The 25,647-nt window shown below is 74.7% G+C and carries 22 protein-coding genes and 1 pseudogene; 14 read left to right on the top strand and 9 right to left on the bottom strand.

Annotated elements, in window-relative coordinates; translation table 11 throughout:
* Positions 1–187: 187 nt before the first annotated feature.
* Together AB0D94_RS11885 and AB0D94_RS11890 are read right to left on the bottom strand one after the other, a co-directional pair.
* Positions 188–970: a GntR family transcriptional regulator gene (locus AB0D94_RS11885; RefSeq protein ID WP_362049530.1), complete on the bottom strand. Its 783-nt coding sequence runs from the start codon at positions 968–970 to the stop codon at positions 188–190.
* A gap of 175 nt (positions 971–1,145) precedes the next feature.
* A complete protein-coding gene (locus AB0D94_RS11890; RefSeq protein ID WP_362049532.1) occupies positions 1,146–2,678 on the bottom strand; it encodes an IucA/IucC family protein in 1,533 nt (510 codons plus the stop codon).
* 101 nt (positions 2,679–2,779) lie between these two features.
* Between AB0D94_RS11890 and AB0D94_RS11895 the strand changes: the two genes are divergently transcribed.
* Complete coding sequence (locus AB0D94_RS11895) at positions 2,780–4,420, top strand: IucA/IucC family siderophore biosynthesis protein (RefSeq protein ID WP_362049929.1); 1,641 nt, start codon at positions 2,780–2,782, stop codon at positions 4,418–4,420.
* A gap of 33 nt (positions 4,421–4,453) precedes the next feature.
* Entirely contained in the window at positions 4,454–5,107 is a 654-nt protein-coding gene (locus AB0D94_RS11900) for a class I SAM-dependent methyltransferase (RefSeq protein ID WP_362049535.1), read from the top strand.
* A gap of 36 nt (positions 5,108–5,143) precedes the next feature.
* Here AB0D94_RS11900 and AB0D94_RS11905 read toward each other — a convergent pair whose 3' ends face one another.
* On the bottom strand, positions 5,144–6,328 hold the full coding sequence (locus AB0D94_RS11905) for a cytochrome P450 (protein ID WP_362049538.1): 1,185 nt from the start codon (positions 6,326–6,328) through the stop codon (positions 5,144–5,146).
* Between the two features lie 147 nt (positions 6,329–6,475).
* On the opposite strand from AB0D94_RS11905, the gene AB0D94_RS11910 reads away from it, so the two are divergent.
* Both AB0D94_RS11910 and AB0D94_RS11915 read left to right on the top strand, forming a co-directional pair.
* Entirely contained in the window at positions 6,476–8,008 is a 1,533-nt protein-coding gene (locus tag AB0D94_RS11910) for an FAD-binding oxidoreductase (protein ID WP_362049541.1), read from the top strand.
* Between the two features lie 63 nt (positions 8,009–8,071).
* Positions 8,072–9,220 (top strand): hypothetical protein, encoded by a 1,149-nt coding sequence (locus AB0D94_RS11915; RefSeq protein ID WP_362049544.1) that lies wholly within the window; start codon positions 8,072–8,074, stop codon positions 9,218–9,220.
* Here AB0D94_RS11915 and AB0D94_RS11920 read toward each other — a convergent pair.
* The 3 genes from AB0D94_RS11920 to AB0D94_RS11930 all read right to left on the bottom strand — a co-directional run bounded on the left by AB0D94_RS11920 (position 9,174) and on the right by AB0D94_RS11930 (position 11,112).
* Positions 9,174–9,566: a hypothetical protein gene (locus AB0D94_RS11920; RefSeq protein ID WP_362049547.1), complete on the bottom strand. Its 393-nt coding sequence runs from the start codon at positions 9,564–9,566 to the stop codon at positions 9,174–9,176. The two genes, AB0D94_RS11915 and AB0D94_RS11920, sit on opposite strands and share 47 nt — an antisense overlap.
* A 71-nt stretch (positions 9,567–9,637) precedes the next feature.
* Positions 9,638–10,171, bottom strand: a complete 534-nt coding sequence (locus AB0D94_RS11925) for an HXXEE domain-containing protein (RefSeq protein WP_362049550.1) — start codon at positions 10,169–10,171, stop codon at positions 9,638–9,640.
* A complete protein-coding gene (locus AB0D94_RS11930; RefSeq protein ID WP_362049553.1) occupies positions 10,168–11,112 on the bottom strand; it encodes an AEC family transporter in 945 nt (314 codons plus the stop codon). Before AB0D94_RS11930 ends, AB0D94_RS11925 begins: the two co-directional genes overlap by 4 nt.
* A gap of 95 nt (positions 11,113–11,207) precedes the next feature.
* Here AB0D94_RS11930 and AB0D94_RS11935 point away from each other — a divergent pair, with 95 nt between their 5' ends.
* From AB0D94_RS11935 to AB0D94_RS11950, 4 genes are all read left to right on the top strand, one after another.
* Positions 11,208–12,563 (top strand): sensor histidine kinase, encoded by a 1,356-nt coding sequence (locus AB0D94_RS11935; RefSeq protein ID WP_362049556.1) that lies wholly within the window; start codon positions 11,208–11,210, stop codon positions 12,561–12,563.
* Entirely contained in the window at positions 12,560–13,240 is a 681-nt protein-coding gene (locus AB0D94_RS11940) for a response regulator transcription factor (protein ID WP_362049559.1), read from the top strand. The genes AB0D94_RS11935 and AB0D94_RS11940 overlap by 4 nt, the downstream gene beginning before the upstream one ends.
* Before the next feature lie 174 nt (positions 13,241–13,414).
* Positions 13,415–14,458 (top strand): alpha/beta hydrolase, encoded by a 1,044-nt coding sequence (locus AB0D94_RS11945; protein WP_362049562.1) that lies wholly within the window; start codon positions 13,415–13,417, stop codon positions 14,456–14,458.
* Complete coding sequence (locus AB0D94_RS11950) at positions 14,455–15,684, top strand: acyltransferase (RefSeq protein ID WP_362049565.1); 1,230 nt, start codon at positions 14,455–14,457, stop codon at positions 15,682–15,684. Before AB0D94_RS11945 ends, AB0D94_RS11950 begins: the two co-directional genes overlap by 4 nt.
* Positions 15,685–15,771: 87 nt before the next feature.
* On the opposite strand, the gene AB0D94_RS11955 is transcribed toward AB0D94_RS11950, so the two are convergent.
* Entirely contained in the window at positions 15,772–16,194 is a 423-nt protein-coding gene (locus AB0D94_RS11955) for a DUF350 domain-containing protein (protein ID WP_328929280.1), read from the bottom strand.
* A gap of 95 nt (positions 16,195–16,289) precedes the next feature.
* On the opposite strand from AB0D94_RS11955, the gene AB0D94_RS11960 reads away from it, so the two are divergent.
* Complete coding sequence (locus tag AB0D94_RS11960; protein ID WP_362049569.1) at positions 16,290–18,413, top strand: GNAT family N-acetyltransferase; 2,124 nt, start codon at positions 16,290–16,292, stop codon at positions 18,411–18,413.
* A 26-nt stretch (positions 18,414–18,439) separates the two neighbouring features.
* Here the strand turns inward: AB0D94_RS11960 and AB0D94_RS11965 are convergent, their stop codons facing one another.
* Complete coding sequence (locus AB0D94_RS11965; protein WP_362049572.1) at positions 18,440–20,485, bottom strand: AMP-binding protein; 2,046 nt, start codon at positions 20,483–20,485, stop codon at positions 18,440–18,442.
* 199 nt (positions 20,486–20,684) lie between these two features.
* Here AB0D94_RS11965 and AB0D94_RS11970 point away from each other — a divergent pair, with 199 nt between their 5' ends.
* The 4 genes from AB0D94_RS11970 (at position 20,685) to AB0D94_RS11985 (ending at position 24,132) form a co-directional block, all read left to right on the top strand.
* Complete coding sequence (locus tag AB0D94_RS11970) at positions 20,685–22,586, top strand: ABC transporter ATP-binding protein (RefSeq protein ID WP_362049575.1); 1,902 nt, start codon at positions 20,685–20,687, stop codon at positions 22,584–22,586.
* 53 nt (positions 22,587–22,639) lie between these two features.
* Positions 22,640–23,062: a VOC family protein gene (locus AB0D94_RS11975; protein ID WP_362049578.1), complete on the top strand. Its 423-nt coding sequence runs from the start codon at positions 22,640–22,642 to the stop codon at positions 23,060–23,062.
* Between the two features lie 223 nt (positions 23,063–23,285).
* Complete coding sequence (locus tag AB0D94_RS11980; protein WP_362049581.1) at positions 23,286–23,705, top strand: helix-turn-helix transcriptional regulator; 420 nt, start codon at positions 23,286–23,288, stop codon at positions 23,703–23,705.
* A gap of 10 nt (positions 23,706–23,715) precedes the next feature.
* Entirely contained in the window at positions 23,716–24,132 is a 417-nt protein-coding gene (locus AB0D94_RS11985) for a VOC family protein (protein WP_362049584.1), read from the top strand.
* Positions 24,133–24,204: 72 nt separating this feature from the next.
* Here the strand turns inward: AB0D94_RS11985 and AB0D94_RS11990 are convergent, their stop codons facing one another.
* The gene (locus AB0D94_RS11990) at positions 24,205–24,915 is read right to left on the bottom strand and encodes an FCD domain-containing protein (RefSeq protein WP_362049586.1); all 711 of its coding nucleotides are present in this window, start codon (positions 24,913–24,915) and stop codon (positions 24,205–24,207) included.
* 137 nt (positions 24,916–25,052) lie between these two features.
* On the opposite strand from AB0D94_RS11990, the pseudogene AB0D94_RS11995 reads away from it, so the two are divergent.
* A pseudogene (locus tag AB0D94_RS11995) lies at positions 25,053–25,550 on the top strand (gluconokinase); the annotation flags it as partial.
* Between the last annotated feature and the right edge of the window lie 97 nt (positions 25,551–25,647).

A 25,647-nucleotide genomic window follows, 5' to 3' on the forward strand; every position in this document is an offset into this window, starting at 1 on the left:
AGCCCGCGTCGTCTGGTGCGGTGCATCGCAAGGCGGAGGATCGCAGCTCGTACTCGGCCGTACTCGCGCGGTCCGACAACGCGGCGAGGTGCCGTACCAGGCGGCGCGGGCCCGCGAAGATCGCCCGGACAGGGCCCAGGAGGCGGGGCACAGGGACTCACCGGGAGTTCCGCCCCGGGAGCTGCGGCTATATGACGCGGAAGCCGGACTCGGCGGGGTCGCGGTGGAAGGTCAGGCGGTCCCAGGAGGGGAAGGCCAGGTCGGTGACGGCCAGCAGGCGGCCCGAGGAGTCGTGCAGGGTGCGGCGGACGGTCAGTCCGCAGGTCGGCGAGGGGCCCTGGGGATGTGTGGTGCGGGTCATGGTGATGGTCTCGGCCAGCCGGCCGTCCGCCGCGGCCCGTTCGAGCCAGCGGTGCAGCGGGCCGAGGTCCTCGCCGCGCACCGCGGCCGCCCGGTCTCGGTAGCGGGCCAGTTCGGGGGTCCGCGCGACGACCCCCGGACTGAGGTAGGTGACGGCGTGCCGGCGGGCGTCTCCCCCCGGGCCGCTTTCGCGCCGATGGTGGACCAGTGTGCGGTCCCCGCCGCCCATGCCGAGGAGCGCGGCGAGCGAGGGCGGCACGGTGACCAGCGTGAGCCAGCTCTCACCGGGCGCGGAGGCCGGCGGAGCCGGGTGGGCGGCCGGCTGCGCTCCGGCGGCGACCCCGCCGACGGAGCCGACACCGGCGGAGCTGACGCCTGCGGGGCGACTGCCCCTGCGGCCGGTGACGACGAGTCCGTCCTCGCGCAGGTGCTGCAGCGCGGCCCGGATCGTCTGGCGGTTGACCTGGTAGCGCGCGGCCAGGCTCCGTTCGGAGGGCAGCCGGCCGCCGGGGGCGTGCGCGGCGCGCTCGAGATCGCTGCGCAGCGCTGCGGCGATCCGCTGGTACTTGGGCATGGCGGCCGGGCCGCCGCCCCGCGAAGGGGAGGGCATGGCTTCTCCTCTGACGGGTGGTCAAGGACTGCGCGGTCTGCCCGACCAACGTAGCATTGGTCTATACCTCTGGGTGAGAGGGTCGTGAGTACGGGACCCACCTTGGCCGATTCCGCACCCCCGCCCGCACCCCCCTCCCGCCCCGTACGCCCGCCCCGTCCGCCCGTCCGGGGCCCTACTCCCGCAGCGGGTTCGGCAGCGGCAGGTAGCGGGCGGCCGCCCCGTCCGCCCGCGTCCAGCGCAGCAGGAGGTTGGTCTTGGCGGGCAGGGCCGGGGCGGCGAGGAGCGCCGCCGTCTCGGGGAGGCCGCGGGTGGCGTCGTAGCGCAGGAACTCCTCGCGCACGGCGGGCCACACGAGCGGCGAGATGTCCGGATGCCGTTCGGCCAGCGCCCCCGCGATCTCCATCAGGTGGTTGACGACCAGGCAGTAGACCAGGCGCTGCCAGGCGGCCTCCCGGTCCAGGTCCGCCGACAGCTTCACCCCTTCCGCGTCCCGGAAGAGGGCCTGCACCGGCGTGCCCGACGCGTCGAAGGCGACCAGGGTGTTCTGGAGGTGGGCCTCCAGCACCACCCCGTGCCGGGCGAACAGCTCCAGTACCGGCGGCACGACCTGGCGCAGGTACGCCCGCCACCAGCCGGCCGGGTCGGCGGTGCGCGCCAGCGGGTTGCCGGGGTCGCTCTCGGCGAGTGCGGCGGCCAGCAGCGGCGTCGTCCCGGGCAGTACGTGCGCACGCAGGCCGTCGCGGACCAGGACGGCCAGCTCCTCGAAGGCGAAGCCCGCGGTGCGGTAGCCGCGGTCGGCGAGCCAGGCCGCGTCCGATCCGGTGCGGCGCAGGGCGGCGAAGCCGGCCTCGGCCGCGGCGTCGGTGCGGCGCAGCGTCAGCAGGTCGTGCCGCCACAGCCGGCGAACGTCGTTGGTGATGCGGACGTCGAGGCTGAACTTCACGAACAGGTCGGCGGAAGGGTCCGGCACGTGCAGGGTCCGGATCGAGGCGGTGGGCCAGGCGGGCAGCCGGCTCTCGCCGAGCCGCAGCAGCCGCCCGTCGGCGAAGGCCTCGCGGACCGCGCGCCGGGATCCGACCAGGTCGAGCTGCCAGGGGTGGGCGGGCAGCAGCCGGTAACCGGCGGGCGGGCGCGGCCCGTCGAGGAGGTCGGCGAGCGAGTCGAGCGCCGCGGCGGCGGCCGGGCCGCCCTCCTCCACGGCCTGGTCCTCGCGCAGCGCCAGGAAGACCAGCGGGAAGCGGGCGTGCGCCTCGGGTGCGTACGGCAGCCAGCTCGCGGCCGGGGCGCCGCCCCGGGCCTTGGGGGCGGGGTGGTACGGGTGGCCCATGACCAGGGACTGTTCGGAGCGGAGGTACGGGTCCCGCGGAGGCTCGGCCCCGGCGCGGGCGGTCAGCAGTGCGGCGACGGCCTCGCGGCTGTCGGCCATTTCTACGGGGAGTTCGTCGTTGGAGACACCGGTGTACTGGCGCAGTTCGTCGGAGGTGAGTTTGACCAGCTCGGTGTGGCTGAGCGGATGCCAGCCGTCCGTCGTGCGCAGCTCCGGCCGTACGGGGCGGCGCCCGCCCCGCACCCGTAGCAGCCGCCCGCTGCCGCGCAGCCGGTGGGCGCCCAGGCCGTGTTCCGGGGCCGGCTCCGCGGCCTCCCTGAGCAGGCAGTTCAGGAGCGGGGTCGCGGCATATGCGTCTGCGAGGGTAGTGAGGTCCACTGATTCCAATCGGTCGGTCCCGGTGCGCCGGAGATGCGCGGCGTATCACCGGCCATGATCATCAGTATCCGCGATGATGACCTGATCATCACTTCGTGGCGATGTACCCACGTGCCCCCGCCCGTACCCCTGAGAGGAACAGGACCCTGGACCGCAGCAGGCACCCGAGCGCCGACGCGCCCGCTTCCCCCGCCGAGGACACGGTCGCCGCCGGGCTGGCCTCCGTACGCCCCGCGCTGACACCCGCGTACACCGCGGCGCTCGGCGGCGCCCGGGCTGCCGTGCTGACCCGGCTGTGGCGGGCATTGGCCTTCGAGCCCCTGCCCTGGGTGGTGGCCCGGGAGCTCGGGCCCGGCGGTCTGGTACTCACACTGGACGGGGGCAAGCGCCTGGAGGGCCCGCTTCCGGATCCCTGCGCGACCGGGGCGTACGTCGGCGAGCTGCGGTTCGACGGCAGGGCGTACCGGCAGGCAGCCCGGCTGATGGCGGCGCTGGACGTGCCGTACGGGAAGGAGTTCGCCGCCGAGCTGGACGACAGCACGGCCTCGCTGGCGCTCTCCCGGGCCGGCCGGCCCGGCGGCGAGGAGGGGTCGGCGGAGGAGGACGCTCCGCCGACCCCCTGGGGGTGGGAGCAGCGGGTGGTCGACGGGCATCCGTACCATCCCAACTGCCGTTCCCGGCCCGGCTTCTCGGTGGCCGAGCAGCTCGCGTACGCGCCGGAGCACCGGCCCGTGGTGGAGCTCGGGCTGCTCGCCGTACCGGCTGCTGAGTGCGTGGTCACCGGCGACTGGCCGGACCGGCTCCGGGACGGGGGGCGGCTGCTGCTCCCGGTGCATCCCTGGCAGGCGGAGCACGTGCTCACCCACGAGCGGGTCCGGGCCGGTTTCCCGGCGCATCCGCTGATGTCCCTGCGCACCCTCGCGCCGGCGCCGGGCGGGGCAGGCGATGCGGGCAGTACCAGTGGGGCGGACCGGCTCGGCGGGGCGCACGTGAAGACCGCGCTGAGCACCCGGCTGACCTCCTCCGTACGGGACATCTCCGTCTACTCCGTCGAAACGGCGGCGGCCGTCTCCGCCTTCGCCGAGACCCTGTGCGAGCGGCTCGACGGCCGGCTGCACATCACCCGCACCCTGGGCGCGGCGAGCGCGCACAGCCCGGACCTGGCGGCCGTGCTGCGCGAGCCCCCGGAGGTGTACGCGGACGCCTCCGCCGGTGAGCGGGTGCTCCCGGTGGCGGCGCTGGCCGCCTTCCCGCCTGCCCGTTCGGCCGCCTGGCAGGCCGCCTTCGCCCGCCTCGCGCTCTCGGTGTGCCTGCGCGCCCTGGACCTCGGGGTGGCCCTGGAGGCCCACGGGCAGAACCTCCTGGTCGTGGTCGCCGCGACCGGGGCGCCGGTCCGGCTGGTGTACCGCGACCTCGCCGACATCCGGATCAGCCCGGCCCGGCTCAAGCGGCACGGCCTGCCGGTGCCGCCCCTGTCGGGCCGGCTGGTGACCGACGACGTGCGCACCCTGCGGCGCAAGCTGTTCGGGTCGCTGGTGACGGGGGCGCTCGGCGCCACGGCGGGCTCGGCCGACGCCTTCGCCGAACTCCTCGCCCAGGCGGCCGGACTCTCCCCCACCGCGGACACCGAGGCCCTGCTGACCGGTCCGCTGCCCACCAAGGCGCTCACCCTGATGCGGCTGAGCCCGGGCGTCCCGGGCGACCAGTGGGCGGAACTACCCAATCCGCTGGCTGGGGGGTGAGCCGCGGCGCCCGGCGGGCTACTGTTCAGGGGCATGACAGAGACCTCGCGCCTGACCGCCGTCCGGGCCTCCTACGACGCCGTCGCCGCCGACTACGCCCGACTGCTCGGGACGGCTCTCGCCGAAGGGCCCCTGGACCGGGCCATGCTCGCCGCGTTCGCCGAGTACGTGCGCGGCGAGGAGGGCGGCGGGGGCCGGGCGGTCGCCGATCTGGGCTGCGGTCCGGGACGGGTGACGGCACATCTCGACGCGCTCGGGGTACGGACCTTCGGGGTCGACCTGTCCCCGGCGATGGTGGCGGTGGCCCGCCGGACCTATCCCGGGCTGCGCTTCGAGGTGGGCTCGATGACCGCGCTGGACGTGGCGGACGGTGTGCTGGGCGGGGTCCTGGCCTGGTACTCGACGGTGCACACCCCGCCCTCGGAACTCCCGCCGGTGTTCGCGGAGTTCGCCCGCGTGCTGGCACCGGGCGGGTACGCGCTGGTCGCGTTCGAGGCGGGCGACGAGCAGATCCGGCTGGAGCACGCGTACGGCCATCCCGTCGACCTCGACGTGTACGGGACCCCGCCCGACCGTATCGCCGCCCTGCTCGCCGGGGCCGGGCTCGCCGAGGTGGCCCGTCTGGTCCGGGAACCCGACGGGTACGAGAGGTCCGCGCAGGGTTTGCTGCTGGCCCGCAAAGCCTGAGCGGGCCGTGGCGGCCGGGGCGGTCCCGGCGGCCTGCTACCAGCGCAGCGGAAGCCGGGTGACACCCCGTACCAGCGTGCCCGGCAGCCAGTCGCGCGGCCCGCCCTCCGGGTCCTCGGCCAGTTCCGGGAAGCGCTCCAACAGGGCGCGGACGGCGATGCGGCCCTCCATCCTGGCCAGCGGGGCGCCGAGGCAGAAGTGGATGCCGTGCCCGAAGGCCAGGTGTCCCGGCCCGGTCCGGCGGATGTCGAAGACGTCGGGCTCGGCGAAGCGGGCCGGGTCGCGGTCGGCGGCGGCGAGGGCGACCAGGACGGAGGAGCCGGCCGGGACGGTGACCCCGCCGAGTTCCAGGTCGGCGAGGGCGAAGCGGTACGTGGCGTGCTGCACCGGGCCGTCGTAGCGCAGCATCTCCTCCACCGCGCCGTCGATCAGCCCTTCGGGGTCGGCGCGCAGGGCCGCGAGCTGTTCCGGGTGCTCCAGCAGGGCCCGTACGCCGTTGCCGATCAGGTTCACCGTCGTCTCGTGTCCCGCGATCAGGAGCAGGAAGGCCATCCCGATCAGTTCGTCCGGGGAGAGCTGGTCGCCGTCCTCGTCGCGGGTCCGGATCAGGGCGCTGAGCAGGTCCTCGCCGGGGTCGGCCGCCTTGGCCTCGACGAGTTCGACCAGGTACGCGGTCAGTTGGCCGATGACGCGGCTGTCCGGGCCCGCCGTGCCCAGCGGGGCCACGATCTCCCCCGACCAGTAGCGGAAGCGCGCGCTGTCCAGGTCGGGGACGCCGAGGAGTTCGCAGATGACGGTCATCGGCAGCGGTACCGCGAAGTCCCGGATCAGGTCGCCCCGGCGGTCGGGGCGGGCCGCCATCGCGTCGAGCAGCTCGTCGGTGACCTGCTGGACGCGGGGCCGCAGTGCCTCGACCCGGCGGGCGGTGAACTCGCGGGAGACCAGTCGGCGCAGCCTGGTGTGGTGGGGCGGGTCCGCCTCCAGCATGTTGGTGTGGGCCGCCGCGGCCGGGAGGGCGAACAGCTCGGAGCCGAGCCAGTTCTTGGCCAGGGCGGGATGGTTGAGGGCCTGCCGGGCCTCGTCGTGGCCGACGACCAGCCAGGAACGGTCGCCTCCGAAGGACAGCTGGTGGACGGGACCGGCGGTGCGCAGGGCGGCGTAGAGGGGGTAGGGGTCGGCGTCGAAGTCTTCGCTGTGCGCGCTGAGGTCCACGAGAGGCATGGGGGCACCCTACGGTCGCCCGCCGCCTGGACCGAACTGCTTATACGACCAGCCGAATCGATTCCGCCGTGGGCCGTTCGGGGGGCAACCCGGTGTGTGTGGGCCCGCCTTCACGCCGATCGGTCCTGGCGGTGGCAGGAAGGAGGCATGAGCCTCCATCGCCGCCAGGTCCTGGGGAGCGCGGCCGCGGCCGTGCTCGCCACCGTCGGCGCGGCATCCCGGGGCCCTGACTACGGCGCCCTCGCCCGCGGGATCGACGGACGGGTGGTGCTCCCGGGCGACGCGGACTACGCCGAGGCACGGCAGCTGTTCCAGCCCCGGTACGACACCGTCGCGCCGGGCGCGGTGGCCTATCCGGCGCACGCGGGCGACGTGGCCGCCTGCCTGGACTTCGCCCGCCGCTCCGGCGCCGCGGTGGTGCCGCGCGGCGGCGGGCACAGCTACGCGGGCTGGTCCACCCGGGCCGCGGGCCTGGTGCTGGACACCGGGGCCATGGCGGCGGTCACGGTCGAGGGGGCCGCCGGGCGCGCGGGTGCACCGGCCGGCGTACGGATCGGCGCGGGAGCCCGGCTGGGCGACGTGAACGCCGCGCTCGCCGGACGGGGTCTGGGCATCCCGACCGGGCTGTGCCCCTCCGTCGGCATCGCCGGGCTCACCCTCGGCGGCGGCCTCGGGCTGGCCTCGCGGGCGTACGGCACCACCGCCGACCGGCTCACGGGCGCCCGGGTGGTCACCCCCGACGGGGTCGTCCGCGAGGTCTCCGCCGACCGGGACCCCGGGCTGTACTGGGCCCTGCGCGGCGGCGGGGGCGGCAACTTCGGGGTGGTCACCGAGTTCCGCTTCGAGACCCATCCGGTCGGCGACTGCGCCTTCGCCGAACTCCACTGGCCCGGCAGTGACTCCGCGGCGGTGCTGCGCGGCTGGCAGCGCTGGCTGGGCGGGCTGCCGGACCCGTTCTGGAGCCAGGTGGAGTTCGTGGTCGAGGCCGGGGCCGCCTCCGCCCCGGCGGTCCGCGTGGTGTCCCTCGACGGGCGCCACGAGCTGGAGGCCCAGCTCACCCGGCTGTCCGATCTGATCGGCCGGCAGCCCCGGGACAGCTGGACCGTCGTCCGCGGCTACGGGGACACCGTACGGGCCATGGCGGGCTGCCTGGAGCGGAGCGCCGCGCAGTGCCGGCTGCCGGGCACGCTGCCCGGCCGGGACCCGCGGGGGCGGCTGGGGCGGGAATCGTACGCCGCCCGCTCCGACTTCTGGGCGGCTGCCGGGCTGCCCGACGCGGCGATCGGAGCGGTGCTCGACGCCGTGCGGCGCTACCCGTCGTCCGTGCCGCGCGGCGGGCGGGGCGTGGTCCAGTTCGACGGGGTCTGCGGCGGCGCCGTCAACCGCGTGCCCGCCACCGCCACCGCCTTCACCCACCGCGACAGCGCCTTCCTCGCCCAGTACCTCGTCCACTGGCCCGAGTCCGCGCCGGCCTCCGAGGCGGCCCGGCACCAGGACTGGCTCGACGGACTCTGGCGGGACCTGCGCCCCTGGGCGAGCGGGCGCGCCTACCAGAACTACGCCGATCCGAAGCTCGCCGGCTGGCGCGAGGCCTACTACGGGCCGAACCTCCCGCGCCTGGAGGAGGTCCGGCGCGGCTACGACCCCGGCCGGCTGTTCCGCTTCCCCCAGGCCGTATAGACCTCCGCCGTCCGGGCCTGCTACGCGGGTGCCCGCCCCAGCTACCGCCACGAGGAGCTCCGCATGCTACGTACGTTGACGATGGCCGCGGCAACGGCAGCGCTGCTGCTGCCCGGAGGGCCGCTGCCCGTCGCCGAGGCCGGGCCCGCCGCCCCTGCGGGTCCTGCCCCCTGGTCCGCCCGCGAGGCGGCGGCCTTCTGGACGCCCGAGCGGATGGCCTCCGCCGTCCTGCTGCCCGGGGATCCGGCACCGGACCCGGCCGCCCCGGTGCCCGCGCCGGACCCGGCCCCGTTGCCCGCGCCGGACCCGGCCGCCACGCCCGACGCGCAGGCCGTGAGCCCGGCCGCCCCCTCGGCCATGCCTACCCCGGCGCCGCCCAGCCCCGTACTCGTCCCCACGCCCGCCGTCACGCCCACGGCCGCCCCCACGCCCACGCCGGCCGGGACGCCGGCGCGGGCGCCCGTCCCGGCCCACCTGCCCTTCGCGGGCCCCGGCGTCGGGCAGGACTTCGACGGAGTCCCCGTCGTCGGCCGGATGTTCGTCATGAAGGGCGCCGGGGCCTACTTCTGCACCGCGAGCGTGGTCTCCTCCCCCGGCCGCAACCTGGTGCTCAGCGCGGGACACTGCCTGCTCGGCTCCGACGCCCGCCAAGTGGCCTTCGTACCGCGGTACACGCGGGCGAAACCGCAGCCGTACGGCCTCTTCCCGGTCCTGCGGAACGCCGCCGGGCGCGCGAAGGTGTGGATCGACCCCCGCTACGTGTCCCAGGGGCCCGACCGGGCCGCCACCCTCGACGTGGCCTTCGCCCAAGTGGGCCCGAACGCCGCCGGCCACCCCGTGGAAGCCGTGGTCGGCGGGAACCGCCTGGTCACCGGCGGCCCGTACGCCCACCCCAAGGTCACGCTCATCGGCTATCCGTCGTCCGCCGCGCGCCCGCGCCTGTGCGTCAACCGGACGACCAAGTTCACCAGCGCCGATCCGAAGATTCCGGGATCGTTCCTGCGGATCGACTGCACGGGCTATCCCGGCGGGACCAGCGGCGGCCCGTTCCTGACCCGCTACGACGCGCGGACCGGGACCGGTGACGTGGTCGGGGTGATCGGCGGCTGGAAGACCGGCGGGGACAAGGTGGACACCTCGTACAGCTCCTACTTCGGCGCCGACATCAGGAAGTTGTACGCGAAGGCGGTTGCCGGGGCAAAGGCGGGGTGAGCACCCGCACCCACCGGGTCCGGCGCGGGTTGCCGACGGTGCGCGGGGTCGCCGGGAGCCCGTCCGCGGTCAGCTGGTCGGCGGGCGGGAGGCCCAGCTGACGGCGCAGGTCGGCCAGGGCGGCGTGGACCGGCGCGAGGACGACCTCGGCCCGCGGGTGGGTGTGCGCGAGGGCGTGCGCGGTGGTCTCGATCGCCTCGGCGGCGTCCTCGGCCGCGGTCCGGCTCCAGCCGGCGGGCGCCGCGCCGCCCCAGGGGGCGACGGCGTCGTAGAGGTGGCAGGCGGCATCGGCCACGGCGTCGGCGCGTTCCCCGACGCCGTGAGCCGCGATGGTCGGCATTTCCATGCCCGGTCAACGAGCGGATCCCGCCGGGGGAACGAGCCGGCGCACCCGCACGGCCGCGGGTCCGGACGGGGTCAGCGGATCCGGCGTGCCGCGGCGTGCGCCGCGGCCGTGGCCACGGCGGCCAGCGCCAGGCCCTGGACCGCGTCGCGCACCCGGGCGGGCCGCAGCACTCCGGCGCGCCGCAGCCGGCCCCGGGCCCAGAGCGTGAAGGGGACGACGACGAGCGGCGAGGTGACCACGCCCGGAGTGTACCCGCGGGTGGCGGCGGCCTGTCCGAGGTGGACGAGGCCGTGCAGGCCGAAGCCGGTCAAAGCGCTCTGGTAGAAGGCGGAACGGCCGCCGGTGCGGTGTCCGTCGGCGGAGGCGGCGGCCACCACCAGGCCCATGAAGCCCACGGCGGTGGCGAACTCGCGCCCGTCGACGCCTTCGAGCCGCCGCCATATCCGGTCGGGGACGCGCGGGTGGCGCTCGCGCAGGACGGGAACCCGGGTACGGGACCAGCGTGCCGTCGTCGCCACTTCCTCCAGGTCGTGCACGGCCCAGGCGGCCAGCAGTCCGAGGGTGGCGAAGGCGAGGGGGACGGTGGGCGTCTTCGGTTCGCTCATGACACGGCAGTCTGCAGCCAGAAGGGCAGCAGCAGGAGGGACACCAGTGAGGTCTTGATCACTATCGAGGCGGAGAGGTCGACGCCCACGTCGTAGCGCTGGGCGAAGACGAAAAGGTTCTGCGGGGTCGGCATGGCGGCGATCAGGACGAGGTGGGCCAGCCACTCGCCCCGGACCCCGAACAGGACCCCGCAGACCGCCCAGGTCAGCAGCGGGAAAGCCAGGCACTTGAAGGCGATGAGGGCCATCTCCTCGCGGGTGGTGCCCCGCAGGTCCAGGCCGAGGCCGCCGAGGTGGAGGCCGAGGGCGAACAGGGCCACCGGGGAGGCGCTGTCGCCGACGAAGGCGGCACCGTCCAGCGCCACCTCCGGGACGTGCACCGAGAGCAGGTTGAGCAGGATCCCGGCGTTGCAGGCGAGGACCAGCGGGGTGGCGAGGGAGGCGCCGAGGGCGCGGGAGAGCCTCCGGCGCGGGCTGCCGCCGGGGCCCGCGCGGCCCAGTTCCATGAGGGCGATGACGACCAGGGAGAGTACGCACACCTGGAAGAGCAGGATCGGGAAGATCGGCGCGGCCGTCCCGAACACGGTGATGAAGACGGGGACGGCGAAGTAGGCGGTGTTCACCTGGACCCCCGCCATCACGCGCAGGGCCACCTCGCGGGGCTCGCGCAGCCCGTGGGCGACGGCTGCCGCGACGACCGCGGCCACGGCGAGGGCGGCCGCCGCGGCGTAGCCGCCGATGGCCCGCCAGTCGAAGAGGGCCGCGAGGTCGCTGGCGTAGATGTTGCCGAAGAGGTAGCAGGGGACGGCGAAGAGGAAGGCGTAGTCGGCGAACACCTTGGAGGCCTCGGCGGGAACGATTTTGCGCCGGGCGAGCAGTACTCCGCCACCGAAGGCCAGCAGGACCGGCACCAGCTTTTCGAGCGCGGCCGCGCCACCCATGACCTGATCCCCCCATGATCGACCGACGAGCAGCCTACCCTCGCCCCTTTCCGGCCCCCCGGACGCACAGGGGTCGTCCCGTAGGCTGGCCGATCATGAGCGACCAACCCCGTGCGCGGCGGCTCGGCCGGACCCGCGCGACTTCCCGCTCCGGTTCCGGCCCGGCCCGCGTGCCCGGCGCTCTGGCCCAGCTGGCCGTGGTCGTGCGTACGCCCGCACGAGCGGCCCAGCCCCTCTTCGCGCACGCTCCCAAGGCCTGGCAGCGGCTGCTGCCGTACGCCGTGATCGGCGTCTTCGTGGTGACACTGCTGCCGGTGACCATCGCGGTCCTCACCAACGACTACAAGGCGGGCGGCGGCTGGTCGGGCGCGCTCGGGGTGGCGCAGACCGTGCCGCTGCTCCTCGCGGTGACCCGGCCGATGGCGGCCTGGGCCGTGATCCTGCTGGCGGACACGTTCGGCGCGGTGCTGCTGCTCCGGGCCGACGGCGTGGCCGGGCACCCCTGGCCGTGGACCCCGATGGTCATCGTCGGCTACCTGGTGCTGATGGCCTGTCTGGGGCTGCGCGAGTCCATCCGGACCCTGGTCGGGGTGTGGCTGGTGACCGGCGGGGTCGGTGCGGTGCTGGGTTTCTTCCCGCCGCAGGGCGTGATGAACACCGCCGCGCTGCTCTTCGTACTCGCCGGGGTCATGCTGGCGCTGACCGGGGCGCTGCGCGGTCTGGGCGACGCCCAGCAGCGGATCGCCGAGCAGGAGAGCATCAGCGAGGCGGAGCGGGCCCGGCGCACGCTGCTGGAGGAACGGGCCCGGATCGCCCGGGAGTTGCACGACGTGGTGGCGCACCACATGTCGGTGATCACCGTGCAGGCCGATTCCGCTCCGTACCGGCTGCCCGGCATGCCGGAGCCGGTGCGGGAGGAGTTCGAGGCGATCGCGGCCAGTGCGCGGGAGTCGCTGGGCGAGATGCGGCGGCTGCTGACGGTCCTGCGGGGCGACGGGGCGAACGGCGGGCCGGGCGCCGACGGCGAGCGGGCCCCGCAGCCGGGGATCGGCCGGCTCCAGCAGCTGGTGGAGGCGACCGTACGGGCCGGGCAGCCGGTGGAGTTGTCCCTGGCGGCGGAGGCGCAGCGGGCGGCGCCGCCCGCCGTGGACCTGTCGGCCTACCGGATCGTGCAGGAGGCCCTCGCCAATGTGGTGCGGCACGCGCCGGGGGCGCCCACCCGGGTCTCGGTGACCGTGGACGAGGACGAGGTCCTCGTGCTCGTGGTCAACGGTCCGGCGCGGGACGCCGTGGTGGAGCTGGAGAGTTCGGGCACGGGCCACGGGCTGGTGGGGATGCGCGAGCGCGTACGGTTGACCGGCGGGACCCTCGACACCGGTCCGCTGCCCGACGGCGGCTTCCGGGTCGCCGCCCGCCTGCCGTTGGACGACCCGACCGAGGAAGCAAGTTGACCATCCGTGTGATCATCGTCGACGACCAGGCCATGGTGCGGGCGGGCTTCGCCGCACTGCTGTCGGCGCAGGCCGACATCGACGTGGTGGGCGAGGCGCCCGACGGGCGGCAGGGCGTGCAGGTGGCGCGTTCCACGCACCCCGACGTGGTGCTGATGGACGTGCGGATGCCGGAGATGGACGGGCTCACGGCGGCCCGGGAGATCCTCGACCCGCCGCCCGGGGTGGTGCACCGGCCGAAGGTGCTGATGCTGACCACCTTCGACATCGACGACTACGTGTACGAGGCGCTGCGCGCGGGCGCCTCCGGCTTCCTGCTGAAGGACGCCCCGCCGGCCGACCTGATCGCGGCGGTACGGGTGGTCGCGTCGGGCGAGGCACTGCTGGCGCCCTCGGTGACCCGGCGGCTGATCGCCGACTTCGTCCAGCAGCGGCCCGCGCCGCGCAAGGACCCGGCGCTGCGGCTGAACGGGCTGACCCCGCGGGAGACCGAGGTGCTGGAGCTCATCGCGCGCGGCCTGTCGAACCAGGAGATCGCCGCTCACCTGGTGGTGGCGGAGCAGACGGTCAAGACGCACATCGGACGGGTCCTGGCCAAGCTCGACCTCCGCGACCGGGCCCAAGCCGTGATCTTCGCCTACGAGGCGGGCCTGGTCCGCCCGGGCGACGGTGCCTGACCTCCCGCCCTGCTTCACCTCACCGCTCGCCTCCCGCCTCCCGCCGTGAGCGGACGGGCGCCGTCTCCTCCACCCCCTACCGGGGTATGACATCCGACTTGGCTCCCCGGTCCGACGTCCGGTCCGGGACATTCTCCCTACCTTCCTCCTCGTCACGAGGAGAGGAGAAGGGGCATGAGCCGCTTCGGAAGGACGCTGGTCACGGCCGCGCTGGCGGTGGCCGCCGTCGCGGGCACCGCGGGATGGGCCTCCGGCGAGAGCCGGTCCGCGGTCACCGGGCCGCCGCCGGGCACCGCCGCCTGGCGGGCCGACACGGCCTCCGGCCGGCCGCTGCCCGACCCGGTGACCGCCGCGCCGCGGGAGGTGGCCCACTTCTTCGCCGGGCTGGACGAGGGCGCGCGGCGGGAACTCCTGGGCCGCCACCCGCTGGTCGTCGGCAATCTGGACGGAGCTCCGCTCCCCCTGCGGTACGAGGCCAACCGGATCGCGGTCGCCGCCACGGGTGAGGCGCGGTACGCCTCGCTGGCCGCGCCCGGCCGGCAGATCCTCGCCTTCGACCCGCGCGGCCGGGGCCAGGTCGCCGAGGTCTTCGGGGACCTGGAACGGGCGGCGCACGTCTCGGTGGTCGTGCCGGGTTCGGACAACGACGCCACCGCCTACGACGGCGGGCGCAAGGCGTACACCGGGCCGGCCGGGATGGCCCGTTCGCTGCGGGCGGCGGCCGGCCCGGCCACCGCGGTGATCGCCTGGACCGGTTACACGACCCCGGTCGGGGTGGGCCCGGACGCGGCCGGCGGACGGCTCGCGCAGGCCGGGGCGGCCCGCCTGGCCCGGTTCACCGCCGGACTCGACGCCGTAGGCGCCCCCGACCCGGCCCTGTTCTGCCACAGCTACGGCTCGGTGGTCTGCGGGCTGGCGGCCCGGCACACCGACGCCGCCGACATCGTCGTGTTCGGCTCGCCGGGGATGCGCGCGGACACCGCCGCCGCCCTGCGCACCGGCGCCCGCGTCTGGGCGGCCCGCGGCCCCTCGGACTGGATCGCCGACGTCCCGAACGTCGAGTTCGCCGGGATCGGCCACGGCGCCGACCCCACCTCCCCGGCCTTCGGCGCCCGCCGGGTGCCCGCCAACGACGTGCGGGGCCACACCGGCTACTTCACGCCCGGCACCCAGTCCCTGGCGGCCTTCGCCGCCATCGCGAAGGGAGAGTCCCGATGAGCGCCTCCGCCACTCTGGCCCCGCTGAAGAAGGCCGCCGAGCGGATCGACCGGCAGACCCCCGCCCACCGCGACCGGGCCGTCGACGGGCTGCGCGCGCTCGCGCTGCTGGCGGTGCCGACGGGCCACTGGCTGCTCGGCGGCTTCACCCTGGACGCCGGGGGCGGGCTGCACAACGCCAGCCCGCTGTCCACCTTCGGCGGGCTCGCCCCGGCCAGCTGGGTGCTCCAGATGCTGGGCATCTTCTTCCTGGTCGGCGGCTACGCCTCCGCGCTCTCCTTCCGGCGCCACGAGGGGTCGGTGACCGCGTGGCTGAAGGGCCGGATGGTCCGGCTGGGGCGGCCGGTGCTGGGGGTCACCGCGGTATGGGCGCTGGCCGCGCCGGTGCTGTACGCGGCCGGGGTGCCGGAGGCCACGCTGCGGACCGGGGCGAAGCTGGTGATCCAGCCGCTGTGGTTCGTCGGGGTGTACGCCGTCGTCACCGCGCTGACCCCGTACTGCGTGCGGGCGGCGCGCAGGCTCGGCGGCTGGGCCGCGCTCCCGCTGATCGGCTCGGTGGCCGTGGTGGACTTCCTGCGCTACGGGCCGCTCGCGGAGTCCGTGCCGTCCTGGCTGGCGCTGCTGAACATCCTCCCGGGCTGGCTGTTCGCGTACCAGTTGGGCGTGGCCTGGGGCGAGCGGCGGACCGGGCGGCTAGGAGCCTGGCTGCTGCTGGCGGGCGGGGGCGCGCTGTTCGCCGTGCTGCTGGTGGTCTTCCACTACCCGGCGTCGATGGTGGGCGTACCGGGCGAGGCCCGGACGAACTCGCACCCGCCGTCGCTGCTGGTGCTGGCCCTGGCCGCCGCGCAGTCGGGGGCGGCGATGCTGCTGCGCGACCGGCTGGCGAAGCTGCTGGCCCGGCCTGCCCTGTGGGCGCCGGTGGTCGTGATCAACCTGTGCGCGATGACGATCTTGTGCTGGCACCAGAGCGCGATGCTGGCCGCGGCCGTTCCCGCTTCGTTCGTGGGTGAGCTGGCGGGGCTGACGACGGCGCCGGACAGCCTGGGCTGGATCGTGGCGCGGGTGGCGTGGATGCCGGTGTTCGCGGCGCTGCTGGTGGTCATCGCCCGGTACACGCGCCGGTTCGAGGGTCCGCCGGTGGAGGGGCGCAGGGCACCGGTGGTGCGCCGGACGGTCGCCGGGGTGCTCGCCGCGGGGTTCGCGGTGTTCGCCCTGGGCCTCGCGTAACGGGCGGCGCGGAATACGCCGAGAGCGCCGCTCCCCGGAGGGAGCGGCGCTCTCGGTGTGTGGCGCGACCGGGGTCGGCTGCCGGTGTCAGGCGATCGAGGCCGCCACGATGGCGGCCACCGCCAGGTTGCAGGAGGCCGTGACCCACACCGCGGGGTGGGGTTCCGGGTCGACGACGATGGCGCCGAGCTTGCCCGGGGTCACCAGGTCGAGCACCAGGAAGGCCACGGCCATCAGGACCAGGCCGAGCACGCCGAAGGCCGCGGTGGAGAGCAGTCCCTTGCCGAAGTCGTCGTACGTCGTCCAGATCGAGGTGAAGACGATGCCGCCGATGCCGAGGAGTGCGGAGCTGAGCAGGAGGGCGGCGTTGCGGTTGCGCTCCTCCCAGATCTGCTTCGGGAGCTTCCCGGGCGTCAGTACGTCCACGAGGACGATGCCGAGGATCAGCAGCACCAGGCCGAGGGCGCCGAAGGCGCTGGTGCGGCCAAGTCCGTTGATGATGTCGCTCATTGAGAAGCCTGTCTCCGCGTGGGTGGGAAAAGATGTGCCGTGGGGAGGCCGAATCTATCGCACGGCCGTGCGGCGGACCATGGGGAGGTCAGGAAATGGCAAAGGTCAGGGCCGCGCGGGCGGACGAGGCGGAGGCCCTGACGGGGCTCGTGATGCGGTCGAAGGCCCACTGGGGCTACGACGCCGCGTTCCTGGCCGCGTGCGCGGAGGAACTGCGGATCCGTCCCACCGACGTGACGGGACGCCGGATCGTGGTGGCCGAGAACGGACGCGGGGAGGTCCTCGGACTCGCCTCGCTGGAGGGCGCGCCTCCGCTGGCGACCCTGGGGCTGCTGTTCGTGGAGCCCTCGGTCATCGGGCGGGGCGTGGGGCGGCTGCTCTACCGCGACGTGCTGCGCCGGGCGGTGGAGCTGGGGGTCCGCAGGCTGCTGATCGACGCCGATCCGCACGCGGCCGGGTTCTACCGGGCGATGGGGGCGGTCGCGGTGCGCGTGGCGGCGGGGGCCGAGGCCGGTGGGGGCGGCGGCCCGGGCCGGGACGGGGACGGCGAGGGCAGGGGCGACGGCATCAGCAACGGCCGGGGCCAGTGCGAGGGCGAAGGGCGGGGCCGCGGCGAAAGTGAAGGCCGCGGCCAGGGCCAGGGCGACGGCATCGGCTACGGCGAGGGCGACGGCATCGGCTACGGCGAGGGCGACGGCATCGGCTACGGCGAGGGCCAGGGCCGGAACAGCGAGGGCGACAGCCAAGGCGAGGGCCGGGGCAGCGAGGGCCAAGGCGGTGAGGGCCAGGGCCGGGGCGGCGAGCACGACGGCCCTCCTGGGGCTCTGGTGCGGTTCGAGGTCGCCCCCGCCCCGCTCGCCGGCTGGGCGCGGGCGTGGACCGGTGGCGGGCGGGCCGTGCACCTGGGCAATGTCGCCGAGTTCAACGCCCAGTTCGCCGACGCCTCGCTGGACCGGGAGCAGCGGCCCGCGCACCACTACGCCGCCCTGGCCGCGTTCTACAGCCCGTACCCGGCGGCGCTGGTGCTGCCCCGTTCCGTACCGGAGGGCTGGGCCGGGCTGGTCTGCCGCCAACTGGGCTGGACCGGGGTGGAGGTGTACGACGGCCTCGTGGACCGGGGTCCGGGTCTCGTGGACGCCGTACGGGCCCGCCCGGCACTGGCCGCGCTGCTGACCGGGGCCGGGCTGCCCCTCGTACCGTGGGGGCGGACGCGCCCGTTCGCGGAGCTGGCGGGGCTGCCGTGGCGGCCCGGGGAGCTGCGGTACGAGTCGAAGTCCGCGTCGCACGCGCTCTTCGGGCGGATCCTGGCGGCGGGCGGGCATCCGGGGATCGTGCTGCCTGCGCAGTGGAGGGCTGACGGCCGGTGGGCCGCGGTGCGGCTGCTGGCGGCCCGGGCCAAGGCGGGCGAGAGCAGTGTTCTGAAATCGGAGCACGGCGTCGGGGGTTCGGGTACCACCGTGGTGACGCCGGAGCAGGTCCGGGCGGCGGGCGGGGCCCGCGCCGTACTGCGCCGGCTGCCGCGCGGGCCGCTCCTGGTGGAGGAGTACGTGCCCGGCCCGGCCGAGGGGCCGCGCGACCTGACGTACGACGGGTTCGTGGACCCGCGGGGCCGGGTGCACGAGGTCGGCGGGGCGGTGATGGACGTGGACGGCGCCGCCTACCAGGGGGCCACGGTCGGGCCGGGGGTGGTGCCCGCCTGGGCGGAGCGGGCGCTGTTGGGCTTCGGGGCGGCGGTGGGGCGGGAGCTGGCGGCCTCCGGCTACCGGGGCTGGTTCGACGTGGACTTCGTGGCGGACGGCGCGGGGCGGCTCGCGCCGACCGAGACGAACCTGCGGCTGACCGGGCCCTCGGTGGCCTTCATGGTGGCGGCCCGGCTCGACGCGCTGAGGGGCGCGGGGCACCTCGTACGGATCGCCGACCGGGTGGAGCTGGGGGCCCGGCTGCCGGACGCCCAGCTGGACGAGGTGTGCGGGGCGCTGGCCCGGGACTGCGCGGAGTTCGGGGCGGTGTTCGTCCCCGCGATCCCCACGGGCGCCTTCGACCCCCGGCCCTGGCTGGGCGTGCTGGTGGCCGCGCACAGCCGGGAGGTACTGGACGCGGCCGAGGCGCTGGTCCGGGAGCGGGCCCTGGCGGTGGGGGCGGGGTTCGACGGCCCCCCGCACCCTCAGCCCCAGCCGACGCCGACGCCGCGACCCCGCCCGCATCCAGCGCAGCCATAGCCGACACCGACACCGCCACCGCCCGATCAGTCCTCGAAGTCGAAGGGCGAGGCCCGCCTGCGGGAGACGTAGAAGGCGAGGACCGCGGCCGCGATCATCAGCGGGACGTTGAAGGTGTAGACGAGCGCGGCCTGGCGCGGCCAGTCCTGTTTGGCCGCCAGCCGGTAGAGGTTGTCCTGCGGCCACCAGGACACCAGCAGGTACACCACGGCCAGGTGGGCCGCGGTGGTGAGCGCGCGGCCCCGGCCGTGGCTCAGCATCCGCGAGCGTCCCGTGAAGAGGAAGCCCACCCCGAGGCCGAAGGCCAGACACTCGAACAGGTAGAGGGTGCCGAAGAGGAACGCCCACGGGTTCGGCACCCCGGTGAGATCGGTCGATCCGGGCCAGATGACGTCCGTGAGCAGCCGGGCGACGAAGGCCAGCACGATCGCCCCGCAGCCGATGGCGCACGAGGCGGAGCTCTCTCCCGCACTCGCGCCTCCGTACTTGCCTCCGCCGCGGGCCACTCCCGCGGTGGCGTGTCCGCGGACGGCCTGCGGCGGTTGGGGCAGGCCCGCCCGGTCCTCCTGGCCGGCCCGGTTGCGGGGCAGGGTGCGCAGCCGTACCACGGCGCGGGGCCGGTCCTCGGAGGGCACCTTGTCCGCGAGGTGCGCGCGTACCTCGTCGATGTCGGGCAGGAGGGAGCCGGGGGGCCATGAGGTGTCGTCGGCGGGCGGGGCGACGTAGGCGACGAGGCGGCGGACGCCCTGGAAGCCCGGCACGGCGGCCACCATCGCCGAGCCGATGCCCTCGTGGCCGCGGAGTGCGGATTCCAGGGCGTGCGGGTCGAGGGTGCGCCCGTCCACGGTGATCCGGTCGCGGATCCGCCCGCCGAACTCCAGCAGCCCGTCCTCGCGCAGCCGCGCGAGGTCGCCGGTGGGGATCGCGTCGCCGCCGTCGGGCGGGGTGAGGCGGATCTCCCCGGCGCGGAGGTCGACGCGGCAGCCCGGGAAGGGGGTGCCGATGAGGGAGAGCTGTTCCGGGTCGTCGACCGGGCCGGGCAGCTGCGGCAGCCCGAACCAGGCGCCGGTGCCCGCGGTCTCGGTGAGCCCGTACACGTTGATCAGCCGTACGCCGGTCCGCAGGCGGCTCTGGAGGGCGGCCTGTTCGTCGAGGTAGAGCCGGTCGCCGGTGACGGTGAGCAGCCGTACCGCCCGCAACTGCGGGTCGGCTTCGCGGCGGGGCCCGGGTACGCCCGGCCGCTGGGCGCCGTCCTTCGGTCCGGGGTCCCGCAGGAGCAGCCGGGCGGCGCCGGCCGGGTCGGTGTGCACGACGGTGACATGCTCGGCTTCGATCGCCTCGCGGATCTCCTCCGGCCGCCAGGGCGCCAGGACGGGCACGACGAGGGCGCCGCCCGAGCACAGGGCCCGGGTCCAGCCCGCGGCGAAGGCGGTGACGGACGTTCCGGCGGTGATCAGGTGGCGGTCGCCCGGGTGCAGCCGGGCGACCTCCGCCCAGCTCTCGTAGGCGGCGAGCAGCCGGGGGTGGCTGACGGAGACGGCGCGCGGAACCGCTCCCCCGGCGCAGAGGACGGCCGCGGTCCGTTTGGGTCCGGTGCGCGGGCGCGGCGGCGGGCCGGTGGGGCGGGCGGATATCGCGGCGGACTCCGAGCCGAGGCGGATCACCCGCCGTCCGCTGCCGTCGTCGAGGCGGGCCTCGTGGGGGGCGTGCGTGAGCAGCGCGAACGGCTCCACGGCGGCGAGCAGTTGCCGGGCGGCGCGCGGGGCTTCGACGTCTACGACGGTGTAGGCGGCGCCGGCCTTGAGGGCGGCCAGGACGGCGACGAGCAGTTCTGCCTGCCGGGCGGTGCCGACGGCCACGAGCGCATCGGCCGGCAGGCCGGCGTCGAGCAGGTGGTGCGCCAACTGGTTGGCGCGGGCGTCGAGTTGTCCGTAGGTGAGGCTGTCGGCCCCGGCGATGACGGCGCGGGCGGCGGGGGTGTCCCGGGCCCATCGCTCGAAGCGGTGCAGGACGGTGTCGGTGCCGTCGGCGGACGGCCGGTCTGAGCGGGTGGACTCGGATCCCTGCGTCATGTCCCGATGATGCCACCGGGCACCGACACTGGAGGAGGCTCGCGAAATTCCCACCCCAGTAGGGGAGTTGGGGTTCCGCCCGGCGGCCCGCCCGGCAGCCCCGCACGCACACCGGCGCGGCGGCCCCGGGTGCCACTGACGGGTGGTCCGGGAGCGGACCATTGACCTCAAGGTTGGTTGAGGTCCTACGGTTCGGTTCATGGACATGGAAGTCACCGCTTGGACATCGCTGCACAGCGCGATCAACGCCCAGCAGGACCGTCGGCCGCTCTCGCGGGCGAGCCTGCGCCGGATCGCCGCCTTCGCCCGCCCGCACCGCCGCGGGCTCACCTTCTTCCTGCTGCTCAGTGTGGTGACCGCACTGCTCGCGGTGGCCACCCCGGTGCTCGCCAGCCGGATCGTGGACTCCATCGTGAGCGGCCGTGACAGCGGTACCGTCACCCGCCTCGCCCTCCTGATCGCGCTGATCGCGGTCGCCGAGGCGGCGCTGGGGCTGCTGACCCGCAGACTCTCCGCCACACTCGGCGAGGGGCTGATCCTGGACCTGCGCACGGCGGTCTTCGACCACGTGCAGCGGATGCCGGTGGCCTTCTTCACCCGCACCCGCACCGGGGCCCTGGTCAGCCGGCTCAACAACGACGTGATCGGCGCCCAGCGGGCCTTCAGCAACACCCTGTCCGGGGTGGTCGCCAACACCGTGACCCTGCTGCTGACCCTGGCCGTGATGCTGAGCATCTCCTGGCAGATCACCCTGCTGGCGCTGGTGCTGCTGCCGGTGTTCGTGCTGCCGGCCCGCCGGATGGGTGCGCGGATGGCCGCCATGCAGCGGGAGGCCTCCGCGCTGAACGCCGCGATGGGCACCCAGATGACGGAACGCTTCTCCGCCCCGGGCGCGACCCTCGTCAAGCTCTTCGGCCGGCCCGCCGACGAGTCCGCGGAGTTCGCCGCCCGCGCGGCGCGGGTCAGGGACATCGGGATCCGCACGGCGATGGCCCAGTCGGCCTTCATCACCGCCCTCACCCTGGTCTCGGCGCTGGCCCTGGCGCTCGTCTACGGGCTGGGCGGCTTCTACGCCCTGCGCGGGACCCTGGACGCCGGTTCCGTCGTCGCCCTCGCCCTGCTCCTGACCCGGCTCTACGCCCCGCTCACCGCGCTCGCCGGAGCCCGCGTCGAGGTGATGAGCGCCATGGTGAGCTTCGAGCGGGTCTTCGAGATCCTCGACCTTAAGCCGCTGATCGCCCAGAAGCCGGACGCCCGCCGGGTGCCGGACGGGCCGGTGACCGTCGAGTTCGACGGGGTCTCCTTCGGCTACCCCTCCCCCGACAAGGTCTCGCTCGCCTCCCTGGAGGAGGTCGCCACCCTCGACGCGCGGGGCGGCACCCAGGTGTTGCACGAGGTGTCCTTCCGGGCCGAACCCGGCCAGATGATCGCCCTGGTCGGCTCGTCCGGCGCCGGGAAGTCCACCATCGCGCAGCTGCTGCCGCGGCTGTACGACGCGGACGCGGGCGCGGTCCGCCTGGGCGGGGTCGACGTACGCGACCTCACGGCCGACTCGATCCGCGAGACGCTCGGCATGGTCACCCAGGACGGGCACCTCTTCCACGAGTCGGTACGGGCCAACCTGCTGCTGGCCAGGCCGGACGCGGCCGAGGAGGAGATCTGGGAGGCCCTGCGCCGCTCCCGCCTGGACGGGCTGGTCGCCTCGCTGCCGGACGGGCTGGACACGGTCGTCGGGGAGCGCGGCTACCGGCTGTCGGGCGGCGAACGGCAACGGCTGACCATCGCGCGGCTGCTGCTGGCCCGGCAGCGGGTGGTGATCCTCGACGAGGCCACCGCCCACCTGGACTCCACCTCCGAGGCGGCGGTGCAGGAGGCGCTCGGCGAGGCCCTGGCGGGCCGGACCGCGGTGGTGATCGCGCACCGGCTGTCGACCGTACAGGCCGCCGACCAGATCCTCGTGGTCGAGGAGGGCCGGATCGTGGAACGCGGCACCCACACCGAGCTGCTGGCCGCGGGCGGCCGGTACGAGGAGCTGTACCGCACCCAGTTCGCGGCGGCGGAAGCGCATTCGAGCGGCGCGGTCCCGGCGCCGGGAGCATGATGGCCGACAGGTCCCCTCGCCCCGCCGGGCAACTTCCGATCTTGGAGCATCAGATGGACATCAAGCTGGAACTGGTCGCGGTCCCCGTCACCGATGTGGACCGGGCCAAGGCCTTCTACGAGCGGATCGGCTTCAACGCCGACCACGACGTCACGGTGAGCGAGGACATCCGCTTCGTGCAGCTCACCCCGCCGGGGTCGGCCTGCTCGATCGCCCTGGGCAAGGGACTCACCCGGATGACTCCGGGCTCCCTGGACAACATGCAGGTCGTCGTCACCGACATCGAGGAGGCGTACGCCGACCTCAGGGGCCGCGGCATCGAGGTGACCGAGATCCAGGACATGCCGTGGGGGTCCTTCGTCTACTTCTCGGACCCGGACGGCAACGGCTGGGCGGTCCAGCAGACCACCCCGCGCACCTCGTCCGGCTCCGGGACGGGGACGGGAGCCGGGGCCGGAGCCGGAGCCGAGGGCTAGGCCCTGTCCGGGCGATCTTCGCGGGCCCGCGCCGCCTGGTACGGCGCCTCGCCGCGTTGTCGGACCGCGCGAGTACAGCCGAGTACGAACTGCGATCCTCCGCCTTGCGATGCACCGCACCAGACGACGCGGGCTGATCCACGAAGATCGCCCGGACAGGACCTAGAGGCGGCTCCCCGGTCCGGGTCGGGGGGCGCCCCCGGCGCTGTGCGATGGTGGTCCCGTGACACTGGAAGACCTCGTCCGACTGCGCCGGGCCCGTGACCGGATGGACCGCGACTACGCGGAGCCGCTCGACGTCCCGGCGCTGGCGCGCACCGCCCTCATGTCGCCGGGCCATTTCTCCCGCAGCTTCCGCGCCGCCTTCGGGGAGACCCCGTACAGCTACCTGATGACGCGCAGGGTCGAGCGGGCCAAGGCGCTGCTGCGCCGGGGCGACCTGTCGGTGACGGAGGTCTGCTTCGCGGTCGGATGTACCTCGCTGGGCTCGTTCAGCTCGCGGTTCACCGAGCTGGTGGGCGAGAGCCCGAGCGCCTACCGGGCGCGCAACCACGAGCAGGGCGCGGACATCCCGGCGTGCGTCGCCAAGATCTTCACCCGACCGGTCAGGAACGGAGAAGCCAGGCCCTTCGCCCAGCCGTAGCGTGTACGGCATGGACATCAAGCTTTCGCAGTGCTTCATCGCCGTCGACGACCACGACAAGGCGCTCGCCTTCTACCGCGACGCGCTCGGCCTGGAGGTGCGCAACGACGTCGGGTTCGAGGGCATGCGCTGGGTGACCGTCGGTTCGCCGTCGCAGCCCGATGTGGCCATCGTCCTCGAACCGCCGCTCGCGAACCCGAACGCCTCCCCCGAGGACAAGCAGGCCATGGCGGAGCTGCTGGCCAAGGGCATGCTGCGCGGGGTCATCCTCGCGACCGACGACTGCGACGCCACCTTCGAGCGGGTCCGCGCGGCCGGTGGCGAGGTGCTCCAGGAGCCGATCGACCAGCCGTACGGCGTCCGCGACTGCGCCTTCCGCGACCCCTCCGGCAACATGCTGCGCATCTCCCAGTCCCGCAAGCAGTGACCCGCGCTCCCGCGCGCTGAACCGACTCCCGCCCCGCTCGCCCCGAGCGGGGCGGACCTGCGTCCGGACCCGTTACGGGGCGAGGACGTCCAGCTCCTCCAGGGCGCCCACCGCGATCTGCCGGGTCAGCGCCTCGGCGCGGGCCGCGTCGCCCTCCCGTACCGCCTCGGCCACCTGGACGTGGAGGGTCACGGCTGCGGGATCGGGGTCGTGGAACATCACCGCGTGTTCGGTGCGGCCGGTCAGGACCTCCGCCACGACGTCCCCGAGCCGGGCGAACATCTCGTTGCCGGAGGCGTTCAGCACGACGCGGTGGAAGGCGATGTCGTGGCGCAGGTACCCCTCCAGCTGGTGGCCGCGCGAGGTGCGGACCATGCCGAGGGCCGCCTCCGTGAGCTCGGCGCACTGGTCGGGGGTGGCCCGGGCCGCCGCCAGTCCGGCGGCGACGGGCTCGATGGCGGAGCGGAGCACCGTGAGGGAGCGCAGCTGGCGTGGGCGGTCGGCGCCGGCCAGGCGCCAGCGGATGACCCGCGGGTCGTAGACGTTCCACTCCTCGGTGGGGCGGACGGTGACCCCGACCCGGCGGCGGGACTCGACCAGGCGCATGGACTCCAGGACGCGTACGACTTCGCGCACGACGGTGCGGGAGGCGTCGAAGCGTTCGGCGATCTCGTCCGTGCGCAGGACGCTGCCCGGCGGGTACTCCCCCGCGGTGATCGCGAGGCCGAGGGTGTCCAGCACATGGGAGTGGAGGCCCTGTCCAGGACTGCCTTCGGTGGTCATGGCGTAAGCGTACGGTGACGCCCCGGCGAACAAAAGATGCGATGTTTTCTGCTTGACCCTTGAATAAGTACTACTTAATAGGCTTCAGTGGTGCCCACGAACACGGACCGATGTCGATGAGGACAGCGAGGTACGACGTGAGCACCCAGCGCGTCATTGTGGTGATGGGCGTGGCCGGCACGGGCAAGACGACCGTGGGCCGGCTGCTCGCGGAGGCGCTCGGGATCCCGTACGCCGAGGGCGACGCCTTCCACCCGGCGGCCAACGTCGCCAAGATGTCGGCCGGCACCCCGCTGGACGACACGGACCGCCGGCCGTGGCTGGACGCCATCGGCGCATGGATCCGCGAACGTGCGGGAACCGGCGGCGGGGTGGTCTCGGCCTCGGCGCTCAAGCGCGCCTACCGCGACCGGCTGCGCGCCTCGGCCTCCCGTACGGTCTTCGTCCACCTCACCGGTGAGCGCCCGCTGATCGAGCAGCGGATGGCCGCCCGCACCGGCCACTTCATGCCCACGACCCTGCTGGATTCGCAGTTCGCCATCCTGGAGCCGCTCCAGGACGACGAACCCGGCGTCGTCGTCGACGTGTCCGGGTCCCCCGAGGGCATCACCGCACGGGCGCTGGCCGCCCTGCGGGAGTTCCTCACGGCCGGGAACAGCGCACCCGAGAACAGCGTGCCCGAGCACACCGCACCCGAGAACACCACGCCCCCGAACAGCACACCCGAGAACT

Source organism: Streptomyces sp. NPDC048255 (genome assembly GCF_040652415.1).
GTDB lineage: Bacteria > Actinomycetota > Actinomycetes > Streptomycetales > Streptomycetaceae > Streptomyces.